Origin of the sequence: Roseibium sp. (assembly GCF_050301095.1) — a bacterium.
Taxonomy (GTDB): Bacteria; Pseudomonadota; Alphaproteobacteria; order Rhizobiales; family Stappiaceae; genus Roseibium.
Window position 1 is genome coordinate 60580 of the sequence record NZ_JBNKYW010000251.1, and the last position, 19810, is coordinate 80389.

At 59.8% G+C, this 19810-nt stretch carries 17 protein-coding genes; 8 read left to right on the forward strand and 9 right to left on the reverse strand.

Annotation, left to right across the window (positions count from 1 at the left end; all coding sequences use genetic code 11):
* Positions 1-2: 2 nt before the first annotated feature.
* The 6 genes from ACQY7U_RS21795 to ACQY7U_RS21820 form a co-directional block, all read right to left on the reverse strand.
* Positions 3-947 (reverse strand): ornithine cyclodeaminase family protein, encoded by a 945-nt coding sequence (locus tag ACQY7U_RS21795; RefSeq protein ID WP_428649277.1) that lies wholly within the window; start codon positions 945-947, stop codon positions 3-5.
* A gap of 196 nt (positions 948-1143) precedes the next feature.
* Complete coding sequence (locus ACQY7U_RS21800; protein ID WP_428649280.1) at positions 1144-1923, reverse strand: ABC transporter ATP-binding protein; 780 nt, start codon at positions 1921-1923, stop codon at positions 1144-1146.
* Positions 1920-2675, reverse strand: a complete 756-nt coding sequence (locus ACQY7U_RS21805; protein ID WP_428649283.1) for an ABC transporter ATP-binding protein — start codon at positions 2673-2675, stop codon at positions 1920-1922. The genes ACQY7U_RS21800 and ACQY7U_RS21805 overlap by 4 nt, the downstream gene beginning before the upstream one ends.
* Before the next feature lie 13 nt (positions 2676-2688).
* A complete protein-coding gene (locus tag ACQY7U_RS21810; RefSeq protein WP_428649286.1) occupies positions 2689-3813 on the reverse strand; it encodes a branched-chain amino acid ABC transporter permease in 1125 nt (374 codons plus the stop codon).
* A 16-nt stretch (positions 3814-3829) separates the two neighbouring features.
* On the reverse strand, positions 3830-4858 hold the full coding sequence (locus ACQY7U_RS21815) for a branched-chain amino acid ABC transporter permease (RefSeq protein ID WP_428649288.1): 1029 nt from the start codon (positions 4856-4858) through the stop codon (positions 3830-3832).
* A 90-nt stretch (positions 4859-4948) separates the two neighbouring features.
* The gene (locus ACQY7U_RS21820; protein WP_428649291.1) at positions 4949-6295 is read right to left on the reverse strand and encodes a substrate-binding protein; all 1347 of its coding nucleotides are present in this window, start codon (positions 6293-6295) and stop codon (positions 4949-4951) included.
* A gap of 488 nt (positions 6296-6783) precedes the next feature.
* Between ACQY7U_RS21820 and ACQY7U_RS21825 the strand changes: the two genes are divergently transcribed.
* The 3 genes from ACQY7U_RS21825 to ACQY7U_RS21835 all read left to right on the forward strand — a co-directional run bounded on the left by ACQY7U_RS21825 (position 6784) and on the right by ACQY7U_RS21835 (position 9977).
* Positions 6784-7392 carry a pyridoxamine 5'-phosphate oxidase family protein gene (locus ACQY7U_RS21825; RefSeq protein WP_428649293.1) on the forward strand — a complete coding sequence of 203 codons (609 nt, stop codon included), beginning with the start codon at positions 6784-6786 and terminating at the stop codon, positions 7390-7392.
* Positions 7393-7480: 88 nt separating this feature from the next.
* Positions 7481-9523: a M3 family metallopeptidase gene (locus ACQY7U_RS21830; RefSeq protein WP_428649298.1), complete on the forward strand. Its 2043-nt coding sequence runs from the start codon at positions 7481-7483 to the stop codon at positions 9521-9523.
* Positions 9524-9575: 52 nt separating this feature from the next.
* Positions 9576-9977 carry a DUF423 domain-containing protein gene (locus ACQY7U_RS21835; protein WP_428649301.1) on the forward strand — a complete coding sequence of 134 codons (402 nt, stop codon included), beginning with the start codon at positions 9576-9578 and terminating at the stop codon, positions 9975-9977.
* A 37-nt stretch (positions 9978-10014) separates the two neighbouring features.
* On the opposite strand, the gene fghA is transcribed toward ACQY7U_RS21835, so the two are convergent.
* Both fghA and ACQY7U_RS21845 read right to left on the reverse strand, forming a co-directional pair.
* Complete coding sequence (gene fghA / locus ACQY7U_RS21840) at positions 10015-10842, reverse strand: S-formylglutathione hydrolase (RefSeq protein ID WP_428649303.1); 828 nt, start codon at positions 10840-10842, stop codon at positions 10015-10017.
* A 116-nt stretch (positions 10843-10958) separates the two neighbouring features.
* Positions 10959-12071, reverse strand: a complete 1113-nt coding sequence (locus ACQY7U_RS21845) for an S-(hydroxymethyl)glutathione dehydrogenase/class III alcohol dehydrogenase (protein WP_428649305.1) — start codon at positions 12069-12071, stop codon at positions 10959-10961.
* Positions 12072-12466: 395 nt separating this feature from the next.
* On the opposite strand from ACQY7U_RS21845, the gene ACQY7U_RS21850 reads away from it, so the two are divergent.
* From ACQY7U_RS21850 to ACQY7U_RS21870, 5 genes are all read left to right on the forward strand, one after another.
* Complete coding sequence (locus ACQY7U_RS21850; RefSeq protein WP_428649308.1) at positions 12467-13720, forward strand: sarcosine oxidase subunit beta family protein; 1254 nt, start codon at positions 12467-12469, stop codon at positions 13718-13720.
* Between the two features lie 16 nt (positions 13721-13736).
* On the forward strand, positions 13737-14042 hold the full coding sequence (locus ACQY7U_RS21855) for a sarcosine oxidase subunit delta (RefSeq protein WP_428649310.1): 306 nt from the start codon (positions 13737-13739) through the stop codon (positions 14040-14042).
* On the forward strand, positions 14039-17041 hold the full coding sequence (locus tag ACQY7U_RS21860; protein ID WP_428649313.1) for a sarcosine oxidase subunit alpha family protein: 3003 nt from the start codon (positions 14039-14041) through the stop codon (positions 17039-17041). Before ACQY7U_RS21855 ends, ACQY7U_RS21860 begins: the two co-directional genes overlap by 4 nt.
* Positions 17034-17609 (forward strand): sarcosine oxidase subunit gamma, encoded by a 576-nt coding sequence (locus tag ACQY7U_RS21865; protein ID WP_428649315.1) that lies wholly within the window; start codon positions 17034-17036, stop codon positions 17607-17609. Before ACQY7U_RS21860 ends, ACQY7U_RS21865 begins: the two co-directional genes overlap by 8 nt.
* A 187-nt stretch (positions 17610-17796) precedes the next feature.
* Entirely contained in the window at positions 17797-18513 is a 717-nt protein-coding gene (locus ACQY7U_RS21870; protein WP_428649318.1) for an endonuclease/exonuclease/phosphatase family protein, read from the forward strand.
* Positions 18514-18515: 2 nt separating this feature from the next.
* Here ACQY7U_RS21870 and ACQY7U_RS21875 read toward each other — a convergent pair.
* Positions 18516-19810, reverse strand: a 1295-nt coding sequence (locus ACQY7U_RS21875) for an inorganic phosphate transporter (protein WP_428649320.1), incomplete at its 5' end; no start/stop codon positions are given.

Below are 19810 nucleotides of genomic sequence, written 5' to 3' on the forward strand. Positions count from 1 at the left end.
TTTCAGCCCTGAGCGTTTCTGTAGGCAAGCATCGCGCCTGCAAGATCCTCCAGCGCCGCGCCGACGGACTTGAACATCGTGATGTCCTCGCTGTTCTGGCGGCCGGGATGTTCACCCCGGCAAAGCTCATACAGGTCGGCCTTGATATCGGCATTTGATATCAGTCCGGCCTTCAGCGGCTGGACGATGTCGCCGCCCTCCGACAGGCAGCCGTCCTTCGTATCGACGAAGATTGCCGCCCGCCGCACGAGATCGTCATCGCTTTCGCGCATATTTGGCTTGAAAGCCCCAACAAGATCGACATGCGTACCAGGCCTCAGGAGAGCGCCCTTGATCAGCGGCTCGGTAGAAAGTGTCGCCGCGCTGACGATGTCCGCCTTGGCCAACGCCTCGTCCAGATCTGTCGCGACGTTGAACGTGACCTGAAACTGCGCCTCGAGTTCCCGGACTGCTTCTGCCGCCTTTTCTTTGGACCTGCCCCAGAGGGTGACTTCCTCGATCGGGCGGACCGCCATGTGGGCTGCGACCAGATTGGGTGCAAGCCGGCCTGTCCCGACAACCAGGAGATGGCGGGCATCGGCACGCGCCAGGGAGCGGGCAGCCAGGGCGGAAGCGGCTGCAGTGCGCCTGGCGGTCAGTTCGCCGCCATCGATAAGCGCCAGCATTTCGCCGGACTTCGCGTCCGACAGCAGATACTGCGCGGAAACCGCGGGAATCCCCCGTTTCGAGTTTCCGGGAAAGACGTGCGCGACCTTCACGCCGGCAAATTCTCCCGGCACCCACGCGGGCATCAGAAGCATAGTGGCATCCGGTTCCCCGGGAACTTCCATGTCGTGATGGTGGCGTGTGGGCATGACGCAGCCCGAGCGGAATATGCCGTCAAGCGCGTCGATCAGGTCCGGAAATGGCAGAGCGTCGCGGGTCTGTTGTTCGGATAAGAGAAGCATCGAAGATCATCCGTTCGAGGATATGGTCGCGCGCAACAAATCATATTCCCTTCCCCAGTCCAAGCAGCAGACAGCGAGAAGCCGTACGGAGGGCAGACTTGTTCAGGACAAATCGAAAAACGTCACACGGTTGGCGGCAAACAAGAAAAGGCCGGCGCAATGCACCGGCCTTTCAAGCTGACGGCAATCGTCCGGATCAGATGGCCAGGTATTCCTGGCGCAGCTCCGCGTTGTCGAGAACGTCCTGCGCCGAACCGTCGAAAACGACTTCGCCCATATCCAGGATCACTGCACGATCCGCGAGGTGAAGGGCGGCAATCGCATTCTGCTCAACGATGATCGTCGTGATGCCGAGCTCCTTGACGCCTTCCAGAATGCGTTCAATTTCCTGAACGATCACCGGCGCCAGACCTTCATAGGGTTCATCCAGCAGCAACAGCTTGATGTCACGTGCGAGGATTCGGGCAACGGCAAGCATCTGCTGCTCACCGCCCGACATGGTCACGGCTTCCTGCCCCCGGCGCTCGGCAAGGCGCGGGAAGTGCTCGTAGATCCGCTCAATCGACCAGCCCTTGGGCTCTGCGATCTGGGACAATTCCAGGTTTTCCTGCACGGTCAGCCCCGGAATGATGCAACGGTCTTCCGGTACGAGACCGACACCGTTGCGTGCTGCCAGGTAACTCTTCATGTCGTGAAGAGGTTTGTGATCCAGCCAGATTTCGCCGTGGGTCAGGTGCGGGTCGTCCATGCGGGCAATGGTGCGCAGTGTCGACGTTTTTCCCGCCCCGTTACGGCCCAACAATGCAAGGATTTCCCCCTCGCGAACATCGAAACTGACACCCTGGACGATATAGCTTTCGCCATAGTAGGCATGCAGATCCCAGGCTGAGAAGAACGCCGGCGCGGTGCCTGCAGCCTTCTTCGGTTTTACGCCGGGTGCGATCCTGCCGCTGAATTGATCTTCGAGAATGGTCACAGGTGCGCTCCTCCAAGATAGGCTTCCTGCACACGCGGATCGCCCTTGATTTCTTCCGGCCTGCCTTCCGCGATGATGGTTCCCTGAGCCAGAACCGTCACCTTGTCGGCCAGCGAGAACACGACGTGCATGTCGTGTTCAATCACCACCTTGGTGATGCCGCGGTCGCTGATCCGTTTCAGGAGATCAATCGTGTTGTTGGTGTCCGCCCGGGACATGCCTGCTGTCGGCTCGTCGAGCAGCAGGAGCTTGGGATCCTGGGAGAGACACATGGCCAGTTCAAGCCGGCGCTTGTCACCACGTGACAGCGATCCGGCAATGTTGTCCGCCTTCTCGGCCAGCCCGACGTCTTCAAGCATGTGAAGCGCCTTGTCACGGATTTCGGCGTCCTGGTCCAGCCGCCTGAAGGCATGCAGCGCAAACTGGCCGTCGCGTTTCGCCATGGTCGGGATCATGACGTTTTCCAGAAGGCTGAGTTCGGAGAAGATCTCCGGCGTCTGGAAAACGCGGGACACGCCGATCTGGTTGATCTCGTAGGGCTTCATGCCGGTGAGCGAAACGTCACCGAACATCACACTGCCCGTATCCGGGGCCAGGCGGCCGATCATGCAGTTCAGGAAGGTCGACTTGCCTGCCCCGTTGGGGCCGATGATCGCGTGCACGGTCCCCTCTTCCACCGAGAAGTTCACATTGTTGAGGGCTCTCAAACCGCCGAACGACTTGTTCACACCCTCTACGCGCAAGATTTCCATTTGATTTCTTTCCTTACTCGGCCGGGGCAGTCGCGCGGCTGGGTTCAGCTTTGGAAGCCGAACGCCGGAACAGGCGCCCGATCCGTGCGAAACCTTCCATGATGCCTCCCGGCAGGAAGATCACGATCAGCATGAACAGCACGCCTAGCGTCAGGTGCCAGCCTTCGCCGACGAACAGGCTGGACACGGCGACAACCGGGACTTCCAGGAAATCGGGAAGAAAGCTGAAGATCTCATGCAGCGTCTGTTCGTTGAAAGCGGAGAAGATGTTCTCGAAGTATTTGATGAGTGCGGCACCGAAGACCGGGCCGAGCAAGGTGCCCGCACCGCCCAGAATGGTCATCAGAACCACTTCGCCAGATGCCGTCCACTGCATGCGCTCGGCACCTGCCAGCGGGTCGGTGATACACAGCAGCGCGCCGGCAAGACCGGCATACATGCCGGAGATGACAAAAGCGGCCAGAGTGTAAGGACGCGGATTGAGGCCGGTGTAGATCATCCGGTTCTGGTTGGTCTTCACAGCCCTCAGCATGATGCCGAAAGGCGAGCGGAAGATGCGCTGAGCGACAAAGAAGCCGATCAGCAGGATAACCGCGCAGAAATAGAAGCCGCCCCAGCCGGTCATTTCGATGCCAAAGAGGTTCGCCAGCAACGGGCCGTCGGAAGCCCCTCCTGTATCGAGAATGCGGGGATCGCTCTGCAGGACACGCAGCCCCGTCTCGCCATTGGTGATCGGTGTCAGCACCGAATAGGCAAGGTTGTAGGACATCTGCGCGAAAGCGAGCGTCAGGATCGAGAAGTAGATACCTGAACGGCGCAGCGACACATATCCGATGGCAAGCGCAAACAGGCCTGAGGTGACCACCGCCATGATTGCGGCCGGGATCGGATTCATTCCCAGAAGCTTGAACGTCCAGACCGCCGTGTAGGATCCGACCCCCAGGAAGGCCGCGTGACCGAAGGACAGGTATCCGGTCAGCCCGAAGAGCAGGTTGAAGCCGGTGGCGAACAGGCCGTAGATGGCGAATTTCTGCAGAAGATCCGGGTAGCCGGCTCCGAGCGGCGTCAGCCACACGGGCATGGTGAGAACCGCTGCGGAAAAGATGCCGAATAGAAGCAGATCGCGTGCTGGAGACATTTTCGTTCCCATGTTCTTAGTTCTCCATTACGCCCTTGCGGCCCATCAGCCCGCGCGGACGCACGAGGAGAATGACCACAGCCACCAGATAGATGATGATCTGATCGATACCAGGAAGGATTGCCTTCACTTCGTTCATGGATGCAAAGGACTGGAGGATGCCCAGCAGGAAGCCTGCCAGCACGGCACCGGGGAGCGATCCCATGCCGCCGACGACGACGACAACGAAGCTGAGCACCAGGAAGTCCATGCCCATGTGATAGTCGGGCGGCAAGATCGGCGTATACATGACACCGGCAAGTCCTGCGACCACGGCGGCAATGGCAAAGACGATCGTGAAACGCCTTTCGATATTGATACCGAGCAAACCAACGGTGTGCCGGTCGGCCATGCCCGCCCGCACGACCATGCCGAATGTCGTGAATTGCAGGAAGGCAAAGACGGCGCCGATAACGGCAGCGGCAAAGCCTAGATACACCATGCGCCAGTAGGGATAGACGATCACGCCCGGATCAAAACCAAGGGCGGCACCAATGTCGGCTGCGCCGCGTACGGCGATAGGAGCACTCTGCGGGATCGGGTTCGCGCCATAGATTGACTTGATGATTTCCTGCAGGACGATCGCAAGACCGAAGGTCACCAGGATCTGGTCCGCGTGAGCACGGTTGTAGAAATGCTTGATGAGGCCGCGTTCCATGACGAAGCCGACCAGAAGCATGACTGGAACGGCTAGGAGAATCGAGACCGGAACGGAATAGTTGAGTACCCAGGCACCGAAGTCGCCCAGATAGGCTTCGACATAGGGCGTGCGGATTTCCAGCGGCGTGCCCCAGGCCGTGGTCTTGTCCGGGTCGGTGGTCACAAGCTCAAGGCTCAGCAGCGCGTTGAAGGAAACCGCGCAGAAGGCCCCGAGCATGAACAATGCCCCGTGAGCGAAGTTGACGACACCGAGTGTTCCGAAAATCAGGGTCAGTCCAAGGGCGATCAACGCGTAGGCGCCACCCTTATCCAGCCCGTTGAGCAATTGTAGAATGATCACGTCCATGATTTTGCCGCTGATTACCTAGCGTTAAGCCCCAAATATGACTGCAGCCGCCGGTGGCCGGGCCTCCGGCGGCTGCTGTTCTTCAAAGACTTATGCGCCGTTGTTGCAGGTGCCGAGTTCGCCGCCGAGCATTTCGGCCGGGTATTCGACCTGAGAGCGCGGCGTGACTTCGACCACTTCCAGAACGTCGAACTGGGAGCTCGGGTTTTCCTTACCCTTCACGACCAGAACGTCCTTGAAGCACTGGTGGTCATCTGCACGATAGAGGGTCGGGCCGTTGCCGAGGCCATCGAACTCGAAGCCTTCCAGAGCCGCGGCGATACCGCACGGATCGAACGTTCCGGCACGCTGTGCCGCGTCGGCATAAAGCAGCGCCTGGCAGTAGGTGGTGTGAGCTGCCTGGCTCGGCGGGAAGCCGTATTCCTGACCGAAGGATTTGACAAAAGCCTTCGAGCCTTCGTCCTGCAGCGACCAGTGCCAGTTGGTGGACCCGAAGATGCCCTTGACGTTTTCACCGGCACCCTGAGCCATCAGGCGGGAATACAGCGGAACGACAATTGCGAAGTCCTTGCCGTTGACCTGCTTGTCGCGCAGGCCGAACTGGACGGCCTGGGTCAGGGAGTTCACCATGTCCTTGCCGTAGTGGTTCAGAACCAGAACATCGGCACCAGAGTTCAGCACCGGCGTGATGTACTGGGAGAAGTCACCTGCACCGAGCGGGGTGCGGACCGCAGCAACCGTTTCCCAGCCCATGCCTTCGGTGTACTTCTTGATGGACCCTTCCTGAGACCAGCCCCAGGTGTAATCCGCGGTCAGGTGGTAGGCCTTGCGGTCGGTGCCGAAGGCGTTCTTCAGCACCGGAGCCAGCGCGGCGCCGGACATTTCGGTATTGAAGAAGTGCCGGAAACCGTTCTTGCGCTTGTCCTTGCCCGTGGTGTCGTTGGAGTGGGTCAGACCGGCCATGAAGATGACGCCGGCTTCCTGGCACAGGGACTGAACGGCAATCGCCACGCCGGAGGACGAACCGCCGGTGATCATGATGGCGCCGTCCTTTTCGATCATGCGCTTGGCGGACGCACGTGCCGCATCAGACTTGGTCTGCGTGTCGCCGGTCACATAGGTGACTTTCTTGCCATTCACACCGTTGCCTCCAAGCGCCTTGGAGGAGAAGGTGTTCAGCATGCCGCCGTCGCCTTCACCATTGATGTGCTTGACGGCCAGCTGATAGGCGCGCAGTTCGTCTGCCCCTTCGTCAGCGTAGGCACCGGTCTGCGGCACGTTGAAACCGAAAACGACTTCCGACCCTGTCGGTTCGTTCAGATAACCAGCCGACCAGGCCCGGCTTGTGAAAATGGTCGGTGTTGCCAGAACGGCGCCACCCATCGCACCAGCGCGAAGAATAGAACGACGATTAAGGGGTTTACGAATTAAGCTCATACTTTCCTCCCAGAAAGGCATGGCGGATCCACCCCGGACCCACCGGCAATAGCTGCACAGCTGCAAGCATCCCTGGCCTGTTCCCCGTCCGAATTTCCGGATCCTCTGCGCCAGAAGTGCAAGCTGTGGGGACTGTAGAAAAAACTTTATTCGATCAGCAATACGACTATCGGATCGACCACACCCGCTAACCCTTTAGACTTTCGAAGTAATCACGGCTAAAGACCTGGGGTCGAACAGACTTGACTTCGCATTGCAGCATTCGTTTTAAGACATGCCTGCAACAACTTAATCCACTTTTCTTTTGCACCGCACCCTTACTTTGACGTAAGAGTTAAAAAGCGAAAATTCTTCAAGCATTTAGACCAAAGTTTTAGGTTCCGGCGCCGGAAGGTGAGCAATTGGCAAAATTGACGGGTATGCCGGTGAAACAGTAAGATCGCTTCCCCGCCCGTTCTCCCGTCCTCTCGCGCCCGGACACATGCATCATGACCATTCTGACCTCCCTTGAGGCCCTTCACTCGCATTACGGAACAGCGGGTGAAGCTTCTTTCATCAAAGAGATCGACCATCTTGGTGCCGCTTACCGGAAAATAGTCGAATCTGCCCGTTTCTGCGCGCTTTCGACCTGCGGACCGGAAGGCCTCGACTGTTCACCGCGAGGCGATGACGAACCCGTTGTACGCATCAGGGACGACAGAACCCTGCTGCTGCCAGACCGGCGCGGCAACAACAGGATCGATTCCCTGCAAAACATCGTGCGCGACCCGCGTGTGTCGCTCATGTTCATGGTGCCGGGCTGGAACAACGTGCTCCGGGTAAACGGCAAGGCGGTGGTGTCCGTCGAGCCGAAGCTGCTCGCCTCTTTCGAAAAGGAAGGCAAGGAACCGCGGTCGGTCATCGTCGTCACGATTGAATCCGTCTATTTCCAATGCGCCCGGGCCATTCTTCGGGCCGATCTTTGGGCTCCGGAATCCCGGTCTGCAGCAGACGATCTGCCGACACCGGGAATGATCCTGAAGGAAATCAAGGAAAGTTTCGACGGCACGACCTATGACGCGGAGTGGCCTGAACGTGCGGCGAAAAGCATGTGGTGAATCCGCGCTTGCGGGCGTTCGTCACTTGGAACCCGACGTTCTTCGCGCCATATCTTTCCGACAAAGCCTTTCACATTCGAGGAAATCCATGACCGCCAATCCCCTCCTTGCCGACTGGACAACGCCGTTTGAGTTGCCTCCGTTCGGAGACATTCAGCCGTCTCACTTCGAAGAGGCCTTTGATTTGGCGATAGAAGAAACACGGAGGGAAAATGAGGAGGTCGCAAATCAGCTTGCGCCGCCATCATTCGAAAACACCATCGTCGCCCTGGAAACAGCCGGCAAGACACTGACAAAAGTCGCGCGTGTCTTTTTCAACCTGACGGGGGCTCACACTAATGAAAACCTTCAGAGAATAGAGCGCGACATAGCGCCCAAACTCGCCAAGCTATCTTCCGACATGCTTTTGAATCCGAAGCTTTACGAAAGGGTCGTGACGCTGTGGGAAGAGCGTGAGACGCTTGACCTTTCTGCGGAGGAGGCTCGGGTCCTCGAGCGCTATCAGAAGATGTTCCAGCGCGCCGGTGCAGGGCTTGATGAAGCCGGCAAGGTCCGCATGGCCGAGATTTCCCAGAAGCTTGCAATCCTCGGCACGCAGTTCTCCCAGAACGTCCTGAAGGACGAGGCCGATTTTCAACTGGTACTGGAAACGGCGGAAGACCGCGCGGGGTTGCCCGATTTTCTCCTGACCGCTGCTGCGGAGGCCGCAAAGGAACGCGGGCTTGAGGGCAAGCATGTCATTACGCTTTCACGCTCCTCCATCGAGCCGTTCCTGCAGTTCTCCACCAATCGCCGCCTGCGGGAGGAAGCATTCAAAGGCTGGACGGCGCGCGGTGAAAACGGCGGTGAAACCGATAACAAGGCCATTATCCGGGAAACACTCGCCTTACGGGCGGAAATGGCTTCTCTGCTGGGCTTTGCCAATTTCGCCGCCTACAAACTCGACGACACCATGGCGAAAACACCGGACAATGTGCGCGGTCTGCTCACCAAGGTCTGGGAACCGGCTGTCGAACAGGCCCGTGCCGAGGAAGCCAAGCTTGCGGAAATGGCGCGAAGCCAGGGCGAGAATCATGAAATCGCGCCCTGGGACTGGCGTTTTTATTCCGAAAAGGTGCGCAAGGCCGAACATGACCTGGATGAGACCGAGCTGAAACCCTACCTGCAGCTCGACAACATCATTCAGGCCGCCTTCGACACGGCCAATCGCCTATTCGGCCTGACCTTCAAGGAACTGGAGGGCCTTTCCGTCTACCATCCCGACGTCCGTGTCTTTGAGGTTTCCGGCAAGGACGGCAAACACGTCGGCCTGTTCCTTGGCGACTATTTCGCCCGAGCCTCGAAACGGTCTGGTGCCTGGATGAGCGCTTTCCGCTCACAGCACAGGCTGGATGGCGAGGTCACACCGATCATCGTCAACGTGATGAATTTCTCCAAGGGCGCACCGGGCGAGGCCTCGCTCCTTACCTTCGATGACGCCCGTACGCTTTTCCATGAATTCGGACACGGGCTGCATGGGCTCCTGTCGAATGTGACCTACCCGATGATTTCAGGGACAAGTGTCGCACGCGACTTTGTCGAGCTCCCCTCCCAGCTTTATGAGCACTGGCTGTCGGTGCCCGAAGTGCTTTCGAAATACGCCGTCCACTACAAGACCGGCGAACCGATGCCGCAGGACCTGCTGGACAAGTTGCTGGCCGCCTCGAATTTCAACAAGGGCTTCGAGACAGTCGAATACACGTCTTCCGCCCTCGTCGATCTGGAATTGCACCTGCTGAAAGATCCGGCGAAGCTCGACATAGACGCGTTTGAGAAAATCGAACTCGAAAAGATAGGCATGCCCAAGGCGATCACACTGCGCCATCGCATTCCACACTTCCAGCACGTCTTTTCAGGCGATGCCTATTCGGCCGGCTACTACAGCTACATGTGGTCGGAGGTCATGGACGCGGACGCCTTCGAGGCTTTTGAGGAAAAAGGCGATGTCTTCGATCCGGAAACCGCAGAAAAACTGCTGACCTTCATCTATTCCGCCGGCGGTCGGCAGGATCCGGAGGATGCCTATGTGGCGTTCCGTGGACGCGCTCCGAGAGTGGAGGCACTTCTCGAAAAACGCGGATTTCCGACCTGAACCAGCACAGCCCGGCCGTCAGGGCCGGGCGTATTGATCCTTTGGAAAAGCAATGTCCGCTCCCAACGCTTCACAGACGTCCACAGGAACAAGACCGCTTCTGCGAATCTGCGTTGCGCTTTCCGGCCTATCCGGTGCGCTCGGTGTCGTCTGCCTAGCCCTCTCGGCGCATGCAACAGCCTCCGGTCTGCTGACCACGATTGCACAAATGCTGCTTGCGCATGCGCCCGTCTTTCTCGGAATCGGTCTCCTGTCTCAGGTCAGGCGTGCTCCGTTCCTGCCGGTCGCCGCAACAGTCCTTTCGCTTGGTCTCGTGCTCTTTTGCGGAGACCTTGCCGCCCGCATCGTCTTCGACCACCGGCTTTTTCCGATGTCGGCTCCGATCGGCGGCGGGCTTGTGATTCTGAGCTGGATCGTGCTTGCGATCAGCGCGCTGCGGCTCCAGCCCAGATAGCTGCACTGTAGTGCCCCTCAGGCAAGCTGACGGCGGCTTACCCCTTGAGACGCTCCGCATGCCAGGCGACATGATCCCGTGCGAAGGTGGAGACGAAGTAGTAGGAATGGTCATATCCGTTCTGAAGACGGAAAGAATGCGCTGTCCGGGTTTCCACCAGCGACGCGACCAGCGCCTCCGGCTTCAGCAGATCGTAAAACTGGTCGTCCGCGCCCTGGTCGATCAGGACGTCGCCGCTCCAGCCTTTTTCCTTCAACATCAAAGTTGCATCGTGGCCTGCCCATTGGTTTTCATCGCTACCGAGATAGGCGCCAAGCTGCTTCCGCCCCCAGTCCGACCGGGTCGGATTGGCAATCGGCGCAAAAGCGGAGAGCGATTGATAATGCCCCGGATATTTCATGGCGAGCGTCAGCGCGCCATGACCGCCCATCGAATGACCGGTGATACCGTGATGGACGGAAACGGCAAAACTCTCGGTAACCAGGTCGCGTAATTCGCTGGCGACATAGCTCTCCATCTGGAAATGGGGTTTCCAGGGATCTTCCGTGGCGTTCACATAAAAGCCGGCCCCCTGCCCCAGATCATAGGCTTCGTCGTTGGCGACGCCTTCGCCGCGCGGGCTGGTGTCCGGGAAGACGACAGCCAGCCCGAATTCCGCCGCATGGGCCTGAAGGCCTGCCTTTGTCATTGCGTTCTCGTGGGTGCAGGTCAGGCCCGACAGATACCAGAGGCATGGCACCGGTCCGTCCTTTGCCTGAGGAGGCATAAAGACCGCGAAGGTCATCTCGCAATCACAGACCTCGGACATATGGCTGTAAACGCCCTGGACACCGCCAAAGGCCCTGTTTTCCGATAGAGTTTTCATCTTCTTTTCAGTTCACTTTCGAGAGCCGTTGTGACCCGAGGTGTCACGCCGGATCGCCGCCACGCGGCGTCCGGGGTGACATGATTGGTACCGGAACACCGTTCCGGCTTGGAACATCAGTAGAGTACGACAGAGCGGATCGACTCGCCCGCATGCATCAGGTCGAAACCCTTGTTGATGTCTTCCAGCGGCATGGTGTGGGTGATCATCGGGTCGATCTCGATCTTGCCGTCCATGTACCAGTCGACAATCTTGGGAACATCCGTGCGACCGCGCGCGCCGCCGAAAGCCGTGCCCCGCCAGGACCGGCCGGTCACCAGCTGGAACGGCCGGGTGGAGATTTCGGCCCCCGCTGGCGCCACGCCGATGATGATGCTTTCGCCCCAACCCTTGTGGGCCGATTCCAGTGCCGTGCGCATGACACCGACATTGCCCGTCGCATCGAACGTATAATCCGCCCCACCCTTGGTGAGGTTCACCAGATAGGCCACCAGATCACCGTCCACTTCGCTCGGGTTGACGAAGTCAGTCATGCCGAATCGCTCGGCCATCTCCTTCTTCGACGGATTGAGATCAACCCCGACAATCTGGTCGGCACCGGCAAGACGCAGACCCTGGATGACGTTGAGGCCGATGCCGCCCAGGCCGAAGACGATGGCGCGCGAGCCGATTTCCACCTTGGCGGTGTTGATCACCGCACCAATGCCGGTGGTAACGCCACAGCCGATGTAGCAAACCTTGTCGAAGGGCGCGTCAGGGCGAATCTTCGCCAGCGCGATTTCCGGAACGACCGTGTAGTTGGCGAAGGTCGATGTGCCCATGTAATGCAGGATCGGATCGCCATCGAGCGTGGAAAAGCGGGACGAACCGTCCGGCATCAGGCCCTGCCCCTGGGTGGCCCGGATCGACTGGCAGAGATTCGTTTTCGGATTGAGGCAGTATTCGCACTGCCGGCACTCGGGCGTATAGAGCGGAATGACGTGATCGCCGGGTTTGAGCGAAGTGACGCCCGGTCCGACTTCCACCACCACACCGGCGCCCTCGTGACCGAGAATCGCCGGAAAAAGCCCTTCCGGATCCGCACCCGACAGGGTGAACTCATCCGTGTGGCAAATACCGGTCGCCTTGACTTCAACCAGCACTTCGAACGCCCGCGGGCCCTCCAGGTTCACGGTGGTGACTTCGAGGGGTTTGCCGGCCCCAACGGCCACGGCTGCACGAACTTCCATGGTTGGATCTCCCTGTTGAATGCGTTTGGGGGAGAGTTACCCCCGAGGGGACCAAATGCAAGAACCGAAGCGGCATTCAGTGTCGGGAATGCGCAACTCGTTGGAAAAACGCGATCATCAAATACGGCCACGCATATCGGAAAACACTTGTTTTTCCGCTATTTCCCCACTGTTCCGGTCAATGTTCGGACGGCTTTGGACACCTATGTCGCATTCTGACAAGCAAGCGACTGAAACCTTATAGGAGAGCGTTCGTGCAATCGCGAATATGCGCGGCAATGGACGGGGCTAGACCGCATTCGGTATGGTCGCGATCGCATGCGATGTGAACTAGACAGGCCGGCTTTCCGAAAATTGCGGAAAATCCGGCCGCCAACGTGCGGAGCCGCTGCTTTATGAAGCGTTATTCCTTCCTGGAACTGGCGAAGAACGCCTTTTCCGCGCACCAGAACTGGGGCCGCCAGTGGCGGGCACCGGAGCCCAAGGCCGAGTACGACGTCGTTATCGTCGGTGCCGGCGGCCATGGACTGGCGACAGCCTATTATCTTGCCAAGGAGCACGGCGTGCGCAATGTCGCCGTGATCGAAAAAGGCTGGCTCGGCGGCGGCAACACGGGCCGTAACACCACGATCGTGCGGTCCAACTATCTCTGGGAAGAAAGCGCGGGGCTCTACAACCACGCCATCGGCCTTTGGGAAAACCTGTCCCAGGAACTGAACTACAACGTCATGTATTCCGCACGCGGCGTGATGATGCTGGCCCACACGGTGCACGACGTTCAGGTAGCGCAGCGGCACATCCATGCCAATCGTCTTGCCGGTGTGCAGAACGAATGGCTGACGCCGGAGCAGGCCAGGGAATATTGTCCCCCGTTGAACATCTCCAGGAACATCCGGTACCCGGTGATGGGGGCGGCACTTCAGCGTGTTGGCGGCACGGCGCGCCACGATGCGGTGGCCTGGGGATATGCCCGGGGCGCCGATGCCCTCGGTGTCGATATCATCCAGAACTGCGCGGTCACCGGCATTCGCCGTGGAGCCAACGGCGCCGTTGAAGGGGTTGAAACGGCTAAGGGTTTCATCAAGGCCAAGAAGGTCGGTGTTGTTGCCGCCGGTCATACCACCACGATCATGGACATGGCCGGCGTTCGCATGCCGCTGGAATCCTTCCCGCTGCAGGCGCTCGTCTCAGAACCCGTCAAACCGGCGTTCCCCTGCGTGGTCATGTCCAACACGATCCACGCCTACATCTCCCAGTCCGACAAGGGCGAACTGGTGATCGGCGCGGGCACGGACCAGTTCGTGTCCTATTCCCAGACCGGCGGCATTCACATCAGCAACCACACGATCGACGCGATCTGTGAGCTTTTCCCGCATTTCCGCCGCATGCGCATGCTGCGTAACTGGGGTGGCATCGTGGACGTGACGCCGGACCGCTCGCCGATCCTGTCCAAGACGCCGGTACCCGGGCTTTACGTCAACTGCGGTTGGGGAACGGGCGGCTTCAAGGCAACGCCGGGATCAGGTCATGTCTTTGCGCATACGATCGCCAAGGACGAGCCACACCGGATCAACGCACCTTTCACCATCGACCGGTTCCGCACCGGCCGCCTCATCGACGAAGCGGCAGCTGCCGCAGTGGCGCACTAAGGGGAGACTTCATCGGATGCTGCTGGTTTATTGCCCCTACTGCGACGTGACACGCGCGGAAACGGAATTCGCCTGCCGGGGCGAAGCCCATATCGCCCGCCCGGCAGACCCATCCAAGGTCTCCGACGAGGGCTGGGTCGACTATCTCTACATGCGCTCGAACACCAAGGGCGTCTACGCAGAGCGTTGGCGCCATATTCATGGTTGCGGCCGCTTTTTCAACGCTGTGCGCGACACGGTCAGCGATAATTTCCTGAAGTTCTACAAGGCTGGCGAACCGATGCCGGATCTTGAAACGATTGCCAAGGAGGCCGGCAAATGAGCCAGCCATTCCGTACTGAAAAAGGCGGCCGGATCGACCGCGCCGAGCAACTCACCTTCACCTTCGACGGCGAGGAGATGCACGGCCACAAGGGTGATACTCTTGCCTCCGCGCTGCTCGCCAACGGCGTGCACCTTGTCGGCCGGTCGTTCAAGTACCACCGGCCGCGCGGGATCATCACCGCGGGTTCGGAAGAGCCGAACGCACTTGTCGGCGTTTATCGCAAGGGCGACCAGACCCCGAACCTGCGCGCAACGCAGGTTGAGCTCTACAAGGGGCTGGAAGCCATCTCGCAGAACCGCTTTCCCTCGCTCGGTTTCGACATCGGCGCTGTCAACGACCTGATGTCGCCGCTTTTTCCGGCGGGCTTCTACTACAAGACCTTCATGTGGCCCAAGTCCTTCTGGGACAAGATCTATGAGCCGGTCATCCGCGCGGCGGCCGGTCTCGGAAAACCGCCGAAGAACCCGGATCACGATTTCTACGGCAACCTCTACGCCCATTGCGACGTTCTGGTCGCGGGCTCCGGCCCTGCCGGTCTGGCGGCGGCTCTGGCTGCGGCTGAGAGCGGCGCCAAGGTCATCCTGTGCGACGAACAGGCGGAATTCGGCGGCTCGCTGCTGACCGAAACCAGCGCCAGCATCGATGGCAAGGAGCCGTCTGCCTGGGTGGAAGAAACCATCGCCAGACTTGGCGCAATGGACAACGTCACGTTGCTCAAGCGCACCACCGCCTTCGGCTATTTCGCGCACAACTACCTGTCGCTCGCCGAGCGGGTGACCGAACACCTCTCCGATCCGGACCCAAGATTGCCGCGCGAACGCCTGTGGCAAGTGCGGGCCAAGGAAGTCGTGATTGCCGCCGGCGCGATCGAGCGGCCGATGGTATTCCCGGAAAACGACCGGCCGGGCATCATGCTCGCCGAAGCCGGCCGGACCTACCTCAACCGTTATGGCGTCAAGGTGGGCAACAAGGTGGTGGTCGCCACTGCCTGCGACACCGCATGGCAGGCCGCCTTCGACCTCGCAGACCACGGCGTTGAAGTGGCTGCCATCGTGGACCTGCGCGAGACGCCGCCGGAAAACCTGGTTTCCATCGCCAAGGCACGGGGCATCAGGGTGGAATCCGGCTGCGTGGTGACCGGCACCCTCGGCCGCAAGCGGATCAAGGCTGCTCTTCTCGGCCGCATGATGACCTCCGGCCAGGTTGCCTCCGGCGGCCAGATTGCCTGTGATGCCCTGCTGATGTCCGGCGGCTGGACGCCGACTGTCAGCCTTTATTCCCAGTCTCGCGGCAAAGTCGTCTGGGACGCAGAAAAGGGTGCTTATGTCCCGGGCAAATCCGTTCAGAACGAACGCTCCGCCGGTGCTTCCAAGGGCCTTTATGGCCTGCAGGAGACGCTGGAGGACGGCTTTGCCGCCGGGGAAGAGGCTGCAAAGGCCGCCATCGGAAAATCCGCGAAGGTTACCCGCGTCACCGCGACGGGCGGTGAAGCCGGCCTGGGTGGCACGCTTGGCGCCCTGCCTCACGACCGGAATGCCTCCAAAGTAAGAGCCTGGGTCGACTACCAGAACGACGTTACCGCAAAGGACGTCAAGCTGGCAGTACGCGAAGGCATGCAGTCCATCGAACACATCAAGCGCTACACGACCACCGGCATGGCCACCGACCAGGGTCGCCTGTCGAACATGAACGCGCTTGAAATCGCCTCCGGTGCGCTGCAGCGGCCTGTGACGGATGTGGGCCTCACCACGTTCCGCCTGCCCTACACACCGACAACCTTCGGCCTGTTTGCAGGCGTCTCCCGTGGCGACTTCTTCGATCCGGTCCGCAAGACCCCGTCGCATGACTGGGTCGTGAAGAACGGCGGCGTATTCGAGGATGTCGGCCAGTGGAAGCGCACCTGGTACTTCCCGAAAGCCGGCGAAGACATGCATGCGGCGGTTGCGCGCGAGTGCAAGACGACCCGTGAAAGCGTCGGCCTGTTCGATGCCTCGACCCTCGGAAAGATCGAGGTTGTGGGACCGGACGCGGCCGAATTCCTGGAGCGGATGTACACCAACCCGTGGAAGAAACTCGCACCGGGCCGCTGCCGCTATGGCCTCTTGCTCAACGACGCCGGTTTCATTACCGACGACGGCGTCATCGGACGCCTGGCGGAAGACCGCTTCCATGTCACTACGACAACCGGCGGAGCGCCGAGCGTCTTTGCCACGATGGAGGACTACCTCCAGACCGAATGGCCGGACCTGAATGTCTGGATCACCTCGACGACGGAACAGTTTGCCGTTGCCGCCGTGCAGGGCCCGAAGGCCCGCGAAGTAATCGCGCCCTTCATTGAAGGCGTCGACCTTTCTGCAGAGGCTTTCCCGCACATGAGCGTGGTGGAAGCGACTTTCTGCGGTGTGCCCTGTCGTCTCTTCCGCATCTCCTTCACCGGTGAACTCGGCTTCGAAATCAACGTGCCGCGCCGTCACGGGAAGATGATGTGGATGACACTCGCCAAGGCAATCGAAAAGCATGGTGGCACCACCTACGGCACGGAAACCATGCACGTGCTGCGCGCCGAAAAGGGCTACATCATCGTTGGCCAGGACACGGACGGCACCGTCACACCACAGGATGCCGGCATGAGTTGGGCCATCGGCAAGAAGAAGTTCGACTTTGTCGGCAAGCGGGGGCTGGAACGCCCGGATCTGGTTGCTGAAAACCGCAAGCAGTTCGTGGGTCTTTTGACCAAGGACCCGAAAGTGAAACTGGAAGAAGGTGCTCAGATCACCGTGGCTCAAAACCCGGCCACCGGCACGCCGGCGGAAGGCCATGTGACTTCGTCCTACTACAGCCCGGCCCTTGACCGCACGATCGCCCTGGCCATCGTCAAGAACGGCCATGCGCTGGAAGGCAAAACCCTCTATGTGCCGATGCCGGACGGCAGCATCCCGGTCGAAGTGACCGGCACGGTGTTCTACGACAAGGAAGGAGCACGGCTCAATGTCTGATCTTCTGGCAAGCGATCTGATCACGCCGGACGCCGGCGAGGCACCGCTTCTCAGCCTGGGTGGCGTTTCAATCCTGAAGGCTGCCCCGATGGCGCGGCTTTCATTCCGGGCGCGGGAAACCTCCTTGAAGACAGCAGGCGATGCCTTCGGCGTCGAACTGCCGGTCAAACCGCAGTCCTCCACAGTAGCCGCCAAACGGGCCGCACTGTGGCTCGGGCCCGATGAATGGACCCTGCTGGCGCCGGAAGACGAACTTCAGGCGGTTTTCGTTGCTATTGAGGAGAAGCTCGGCGACGAACCGCACGCCTTGGTCAATGTTTCAGAGCGGTCTGATGCCGTCATCGTAAGCGGCGAAAAAGCGGTCTGGCTGCTCAACACCGGGATCTTCATCGACTTTTCGCTGGAAACCTTCCCGGTCGGCACCGTGACCCGCACGATCTTCCACAAGTCTCCGGTCATGGTCTGGCGCACGGGCGAAGACACATTCGTTGTCGAAGCCTGGGTGTCTTTCATGGACTATGTTGCCGGAATTCTGGTGCAGTCCGCCGGGGAACTGGCCGCCGCCTGAGCCCCGCTGCACGGTGCGGAATGATTATCCAACATTCGGGGAAACGTCCTTTTCCCGGTCAAGGTTTGGCCCTCGGCTCGGAACAGAGCCGAGGGCTTTTCCGTCGGGGCAATGATCCGTTCATTGCTGCGTGAGTTTCGCATTTGCGCCCTTGCCAAACCTCCACAGAGGCCGCAAACCTGTCGGAATGCTCAAGATCGGTTCCTACAACATTCAAAAAGCAATCGGCGTCGATGCCAGGCGGCGCCCCGACCGGACGCTGAAGGTTATCCGGGAGCTGGATTGCGACATCCTTGCCTTGCAGGAAGCCGACAAGAGGTTCGGGCCGCGAGAAAGCACGCTCGACCGGGACATCATCCTTGAACAGACGGACTACCGCCCGGTGCCCTTCGCCACCTCCGACAGGAGCCTCGGCTGGCACGGCAATGCCATTCTGGTGCGCAACACCATCGGTATTCTGGATCACCGGCGCATCGAGCTGCCCACCCTGGAGCCACGAGGGGCTGTTGCTGTCGACGTCAATGTGGGTGGGGAGAAGATCCGGGTCGCGGCTATGCATCTCAGTCTGGTGAGCCATTTCCGCAAAAAGCAGATCACCTCACTCATGCACCAGTTGCACGAACACCTCGACTATCTTCCGACGGTTCTGATTGGCGACCTGAACGAATGGCGCGATACGGCGGGCAGCATAAAGCTGTTCGAGGAGCGCTACGAAGTGACGACACCCGGCCGGAGTTTTCCTAGCCCCCTGCCCGTCGGAAGCCTGGACCGGATCATCACCAGTCCGGAGTTCACCGTTCAGCAGGCAGGCGTCCATAAATCCAAGACCGCCCGGGTAGCCTCCGACCATCTGCCTGTCTGGGCCGACCTGACATTGGAGCCAGCCGGACATCTGGCCGGTTAGGATCAGGCGATCAGCTTCACCATGACGAAATAAAGTGCAGCGGACAGGACCGCGGCAGCCGGAACGGTCACCACCCATGCGGCCACAATGGTCATGAAATGGGCACGGCGGACCAGATGCCTGCGGGCCTGTTCCTCGCGGTTACGGACGGGGCGGACCTCCTTGCGTTCGGTCCCGTCGTGCTTGTTGACGTATTCCAACCGGAGTTTGGAGCGTTCCGTGAACCATTCGCGGAAGAACCCGACCCCGAAAACCGCGCCCACCGCGATATGGGTGGAGCTGACCGGCAGACCGAGACCCGAGGCAATGATAACGGTGATGGCGGCGGACAGGGACACGCAATAGGCCCGCATCGGGTTCAGCTTGGTGATCTGCTGACCGACCATCGCGATCAGCTTCGGGCCGAACAGCAGCAGACCGAAGGAAATGCCGAAGGCGCCAACGGCCATCACCCAAAGCGGAATGCTGACCTTCGATGCGACATCGCCAAGCTCGGCGGTGTGCACGATTGCAGCCAGCGGACCGACCGCATTGGCAACGTCATTCGCACCATGCGCAAAGGAAAGAAGCGCGGCGGAACACACAAGAGGAACCGAAAACAGCGTACGAAGCGACTGGTTGCGGTTTTCCATACCTTCCGACTGGCGCCGAATGATCGGTCTCATGATCTGCCAGACAATCGCTCCGACGATAGCCCCGATCACCAATGAGATCGGCATGTCTATCTTGATGATCTTCTTCAACCCCTTGAGGGCCAAATAGCTGGCAAAGGCACCTGCCATCACGCCGATCAGGACGGGAACCCAGCGGCGGGCAGCGGCGATCTTGTCGTCCTGATAAATGATGAAGGTCTTGATGAAGGCCAGGAAACCGGCGGCGATGATACCGCCCAAGATCGGCGAAATGACCCAGCTCGCGGCAATGCTGCCCATGGTCGGCCAGTTCACCGAGTAAAAGCCTGCCGCAGCGATTCCGGCCCCCATGACACCGCCGACGATGGAATGGGTGGTTGAAACCGGCAGGGATCTCCAGGTAGCGAAACTCACCCACAACGAAGCGGATAAAAGCGCCGATAAAGCGCCTATTAGCACCAGTTGCGGATCTTTTAAAATGTCGGTTGAAACGATTCCTTTTCGAATCGTGTTGGTGACATGGGAGCCGATGAATGTGGCGCCGACAATGTTCAATATCCCCGCAATGAATATGGCCTGGCGCAAGGTGATTGCATTTGCGCCGACCGCCGAGGCCATGGAGTTGGCCACATCGTTGGCGCCTATGTTACATGCCATATAAAAAC

What these genes read in the sequence shown, in the direction of transcription:
- ACQY7U_RS21795 (WP_428649277.1), bottom strand. Translation starts at nt 947, where the DNA reads ATGCTTCTCTTATCCGAACAACAGACCCGCGACGCTCTGCCATTTCCG.
- ACQY7U_RS21805 (WP_428649283.1), bottom strand. Translation starts at nt 2,675, where the DNA reads ATGGAAATCTTGCGCGTAGAGGGTGTGAACAAGTCGTTCGGCGGTTTG.
- ACQY7U_RS21810 (WP_428649286.1), bottom strand. Translation starts at nt 3,813, where the DNA reads ATGTCTCCAGCACGCGATCTGCTTCTATTCGGCATCTTTTCCGCAGCG.
- ACQY7U_RS21815 (WP_428649288.1), bottom strand. Translation starts at nt 4,858, where the DNA reads ATGGACGTGATCATTCTACAATTGCTCAACGGGCTGGATAAGGGTGGC.
- ACQY7U_RS21820 (WP_428649291.1), bottom strand. Translation starts at nt 6,295, where the DNA reads ATGAGCTTAATTCGTAAACCCCTTAATCGTCGTTCTATTCTTCGCGCT.
- ACQY7U_RS21825 (WP_428649293.1), top strand. Translation starts at nt 6,784, where the DNA reads ATGACCATTCTGACCTCCCTTGAGGCCCTTCACTCGCATTACGGAACA.
- ACQY7U_RS21830 (WP_428649298.1), top strand. Translation starts at nt 7,481, where the DNA reads ATGACCGCCAATCCCCTCCTTGCCGACTGGACAACGCCGTTTGAGTTG.
- ACQY7U_RS21835 (WP_428649301.1), top strand. Translation starts at nt 9,576, where the DNA reads ATGTCCGCTCCCAACGCTTCACAGACGTCCACAGGAACAAGACCGCTT.
- fghA (WP_428649303.1), bottom strand. Translation starts at nt 10,842, where the DNA reads ATGAAAACTCTATCGGAAAACAGGGCCTTTGGCGGTGTCCAGGGCGTT.
- ACQY7U_RS21845 (WP_428649305.1), bottom strand. Translation starts at nt 12,071, where the DNA reads ATGGAAGTTCGTGCAGCCGTGGCCGTTGGGGCCGGCAAACCCCTCGAA.
- ACQY7U_RS21850 (WP_428649308.1), top strand. Translation starts at nt 12,467, where the DNA reads ATGAAGCGTTATTCCTTCCTGGAACTGGCGAAGAACGCCTTTTCCGCG.
- ACQY7U_RS21855 (WP_428649310.1), top strand. Translation starts at nt 13,737, where the DNA reads ATGCTGCTGGTTTATTGCCCCTACTGCGACGTGACACGCGCGGAAACG.
- ACQY7U_RS21860 (WP_428649313.1), top strand. Translation starts at nt 14,039, where the DNA reads ATGAGCCAGCCATTCCGTACTGAAAAAGGCGGCCGGATCGACCGCGCC.
- ACQY7U_RS21865 (WP_428649315.1), top strand. Translation starts at nt 17,034, where the DNA reads ATGTCTGATCTTCTGGCAAGCGATCTGATCACGCCGGACGCCGGCGAG.
- ACQY7U_RS21870 (WP_428649318.1), top strand. Translation starts at nt 17,797, where the DNA reads ATGCTCAAGATCGGTTCCTACAACATTCAAAAAGCAATCGGCGTCGAT.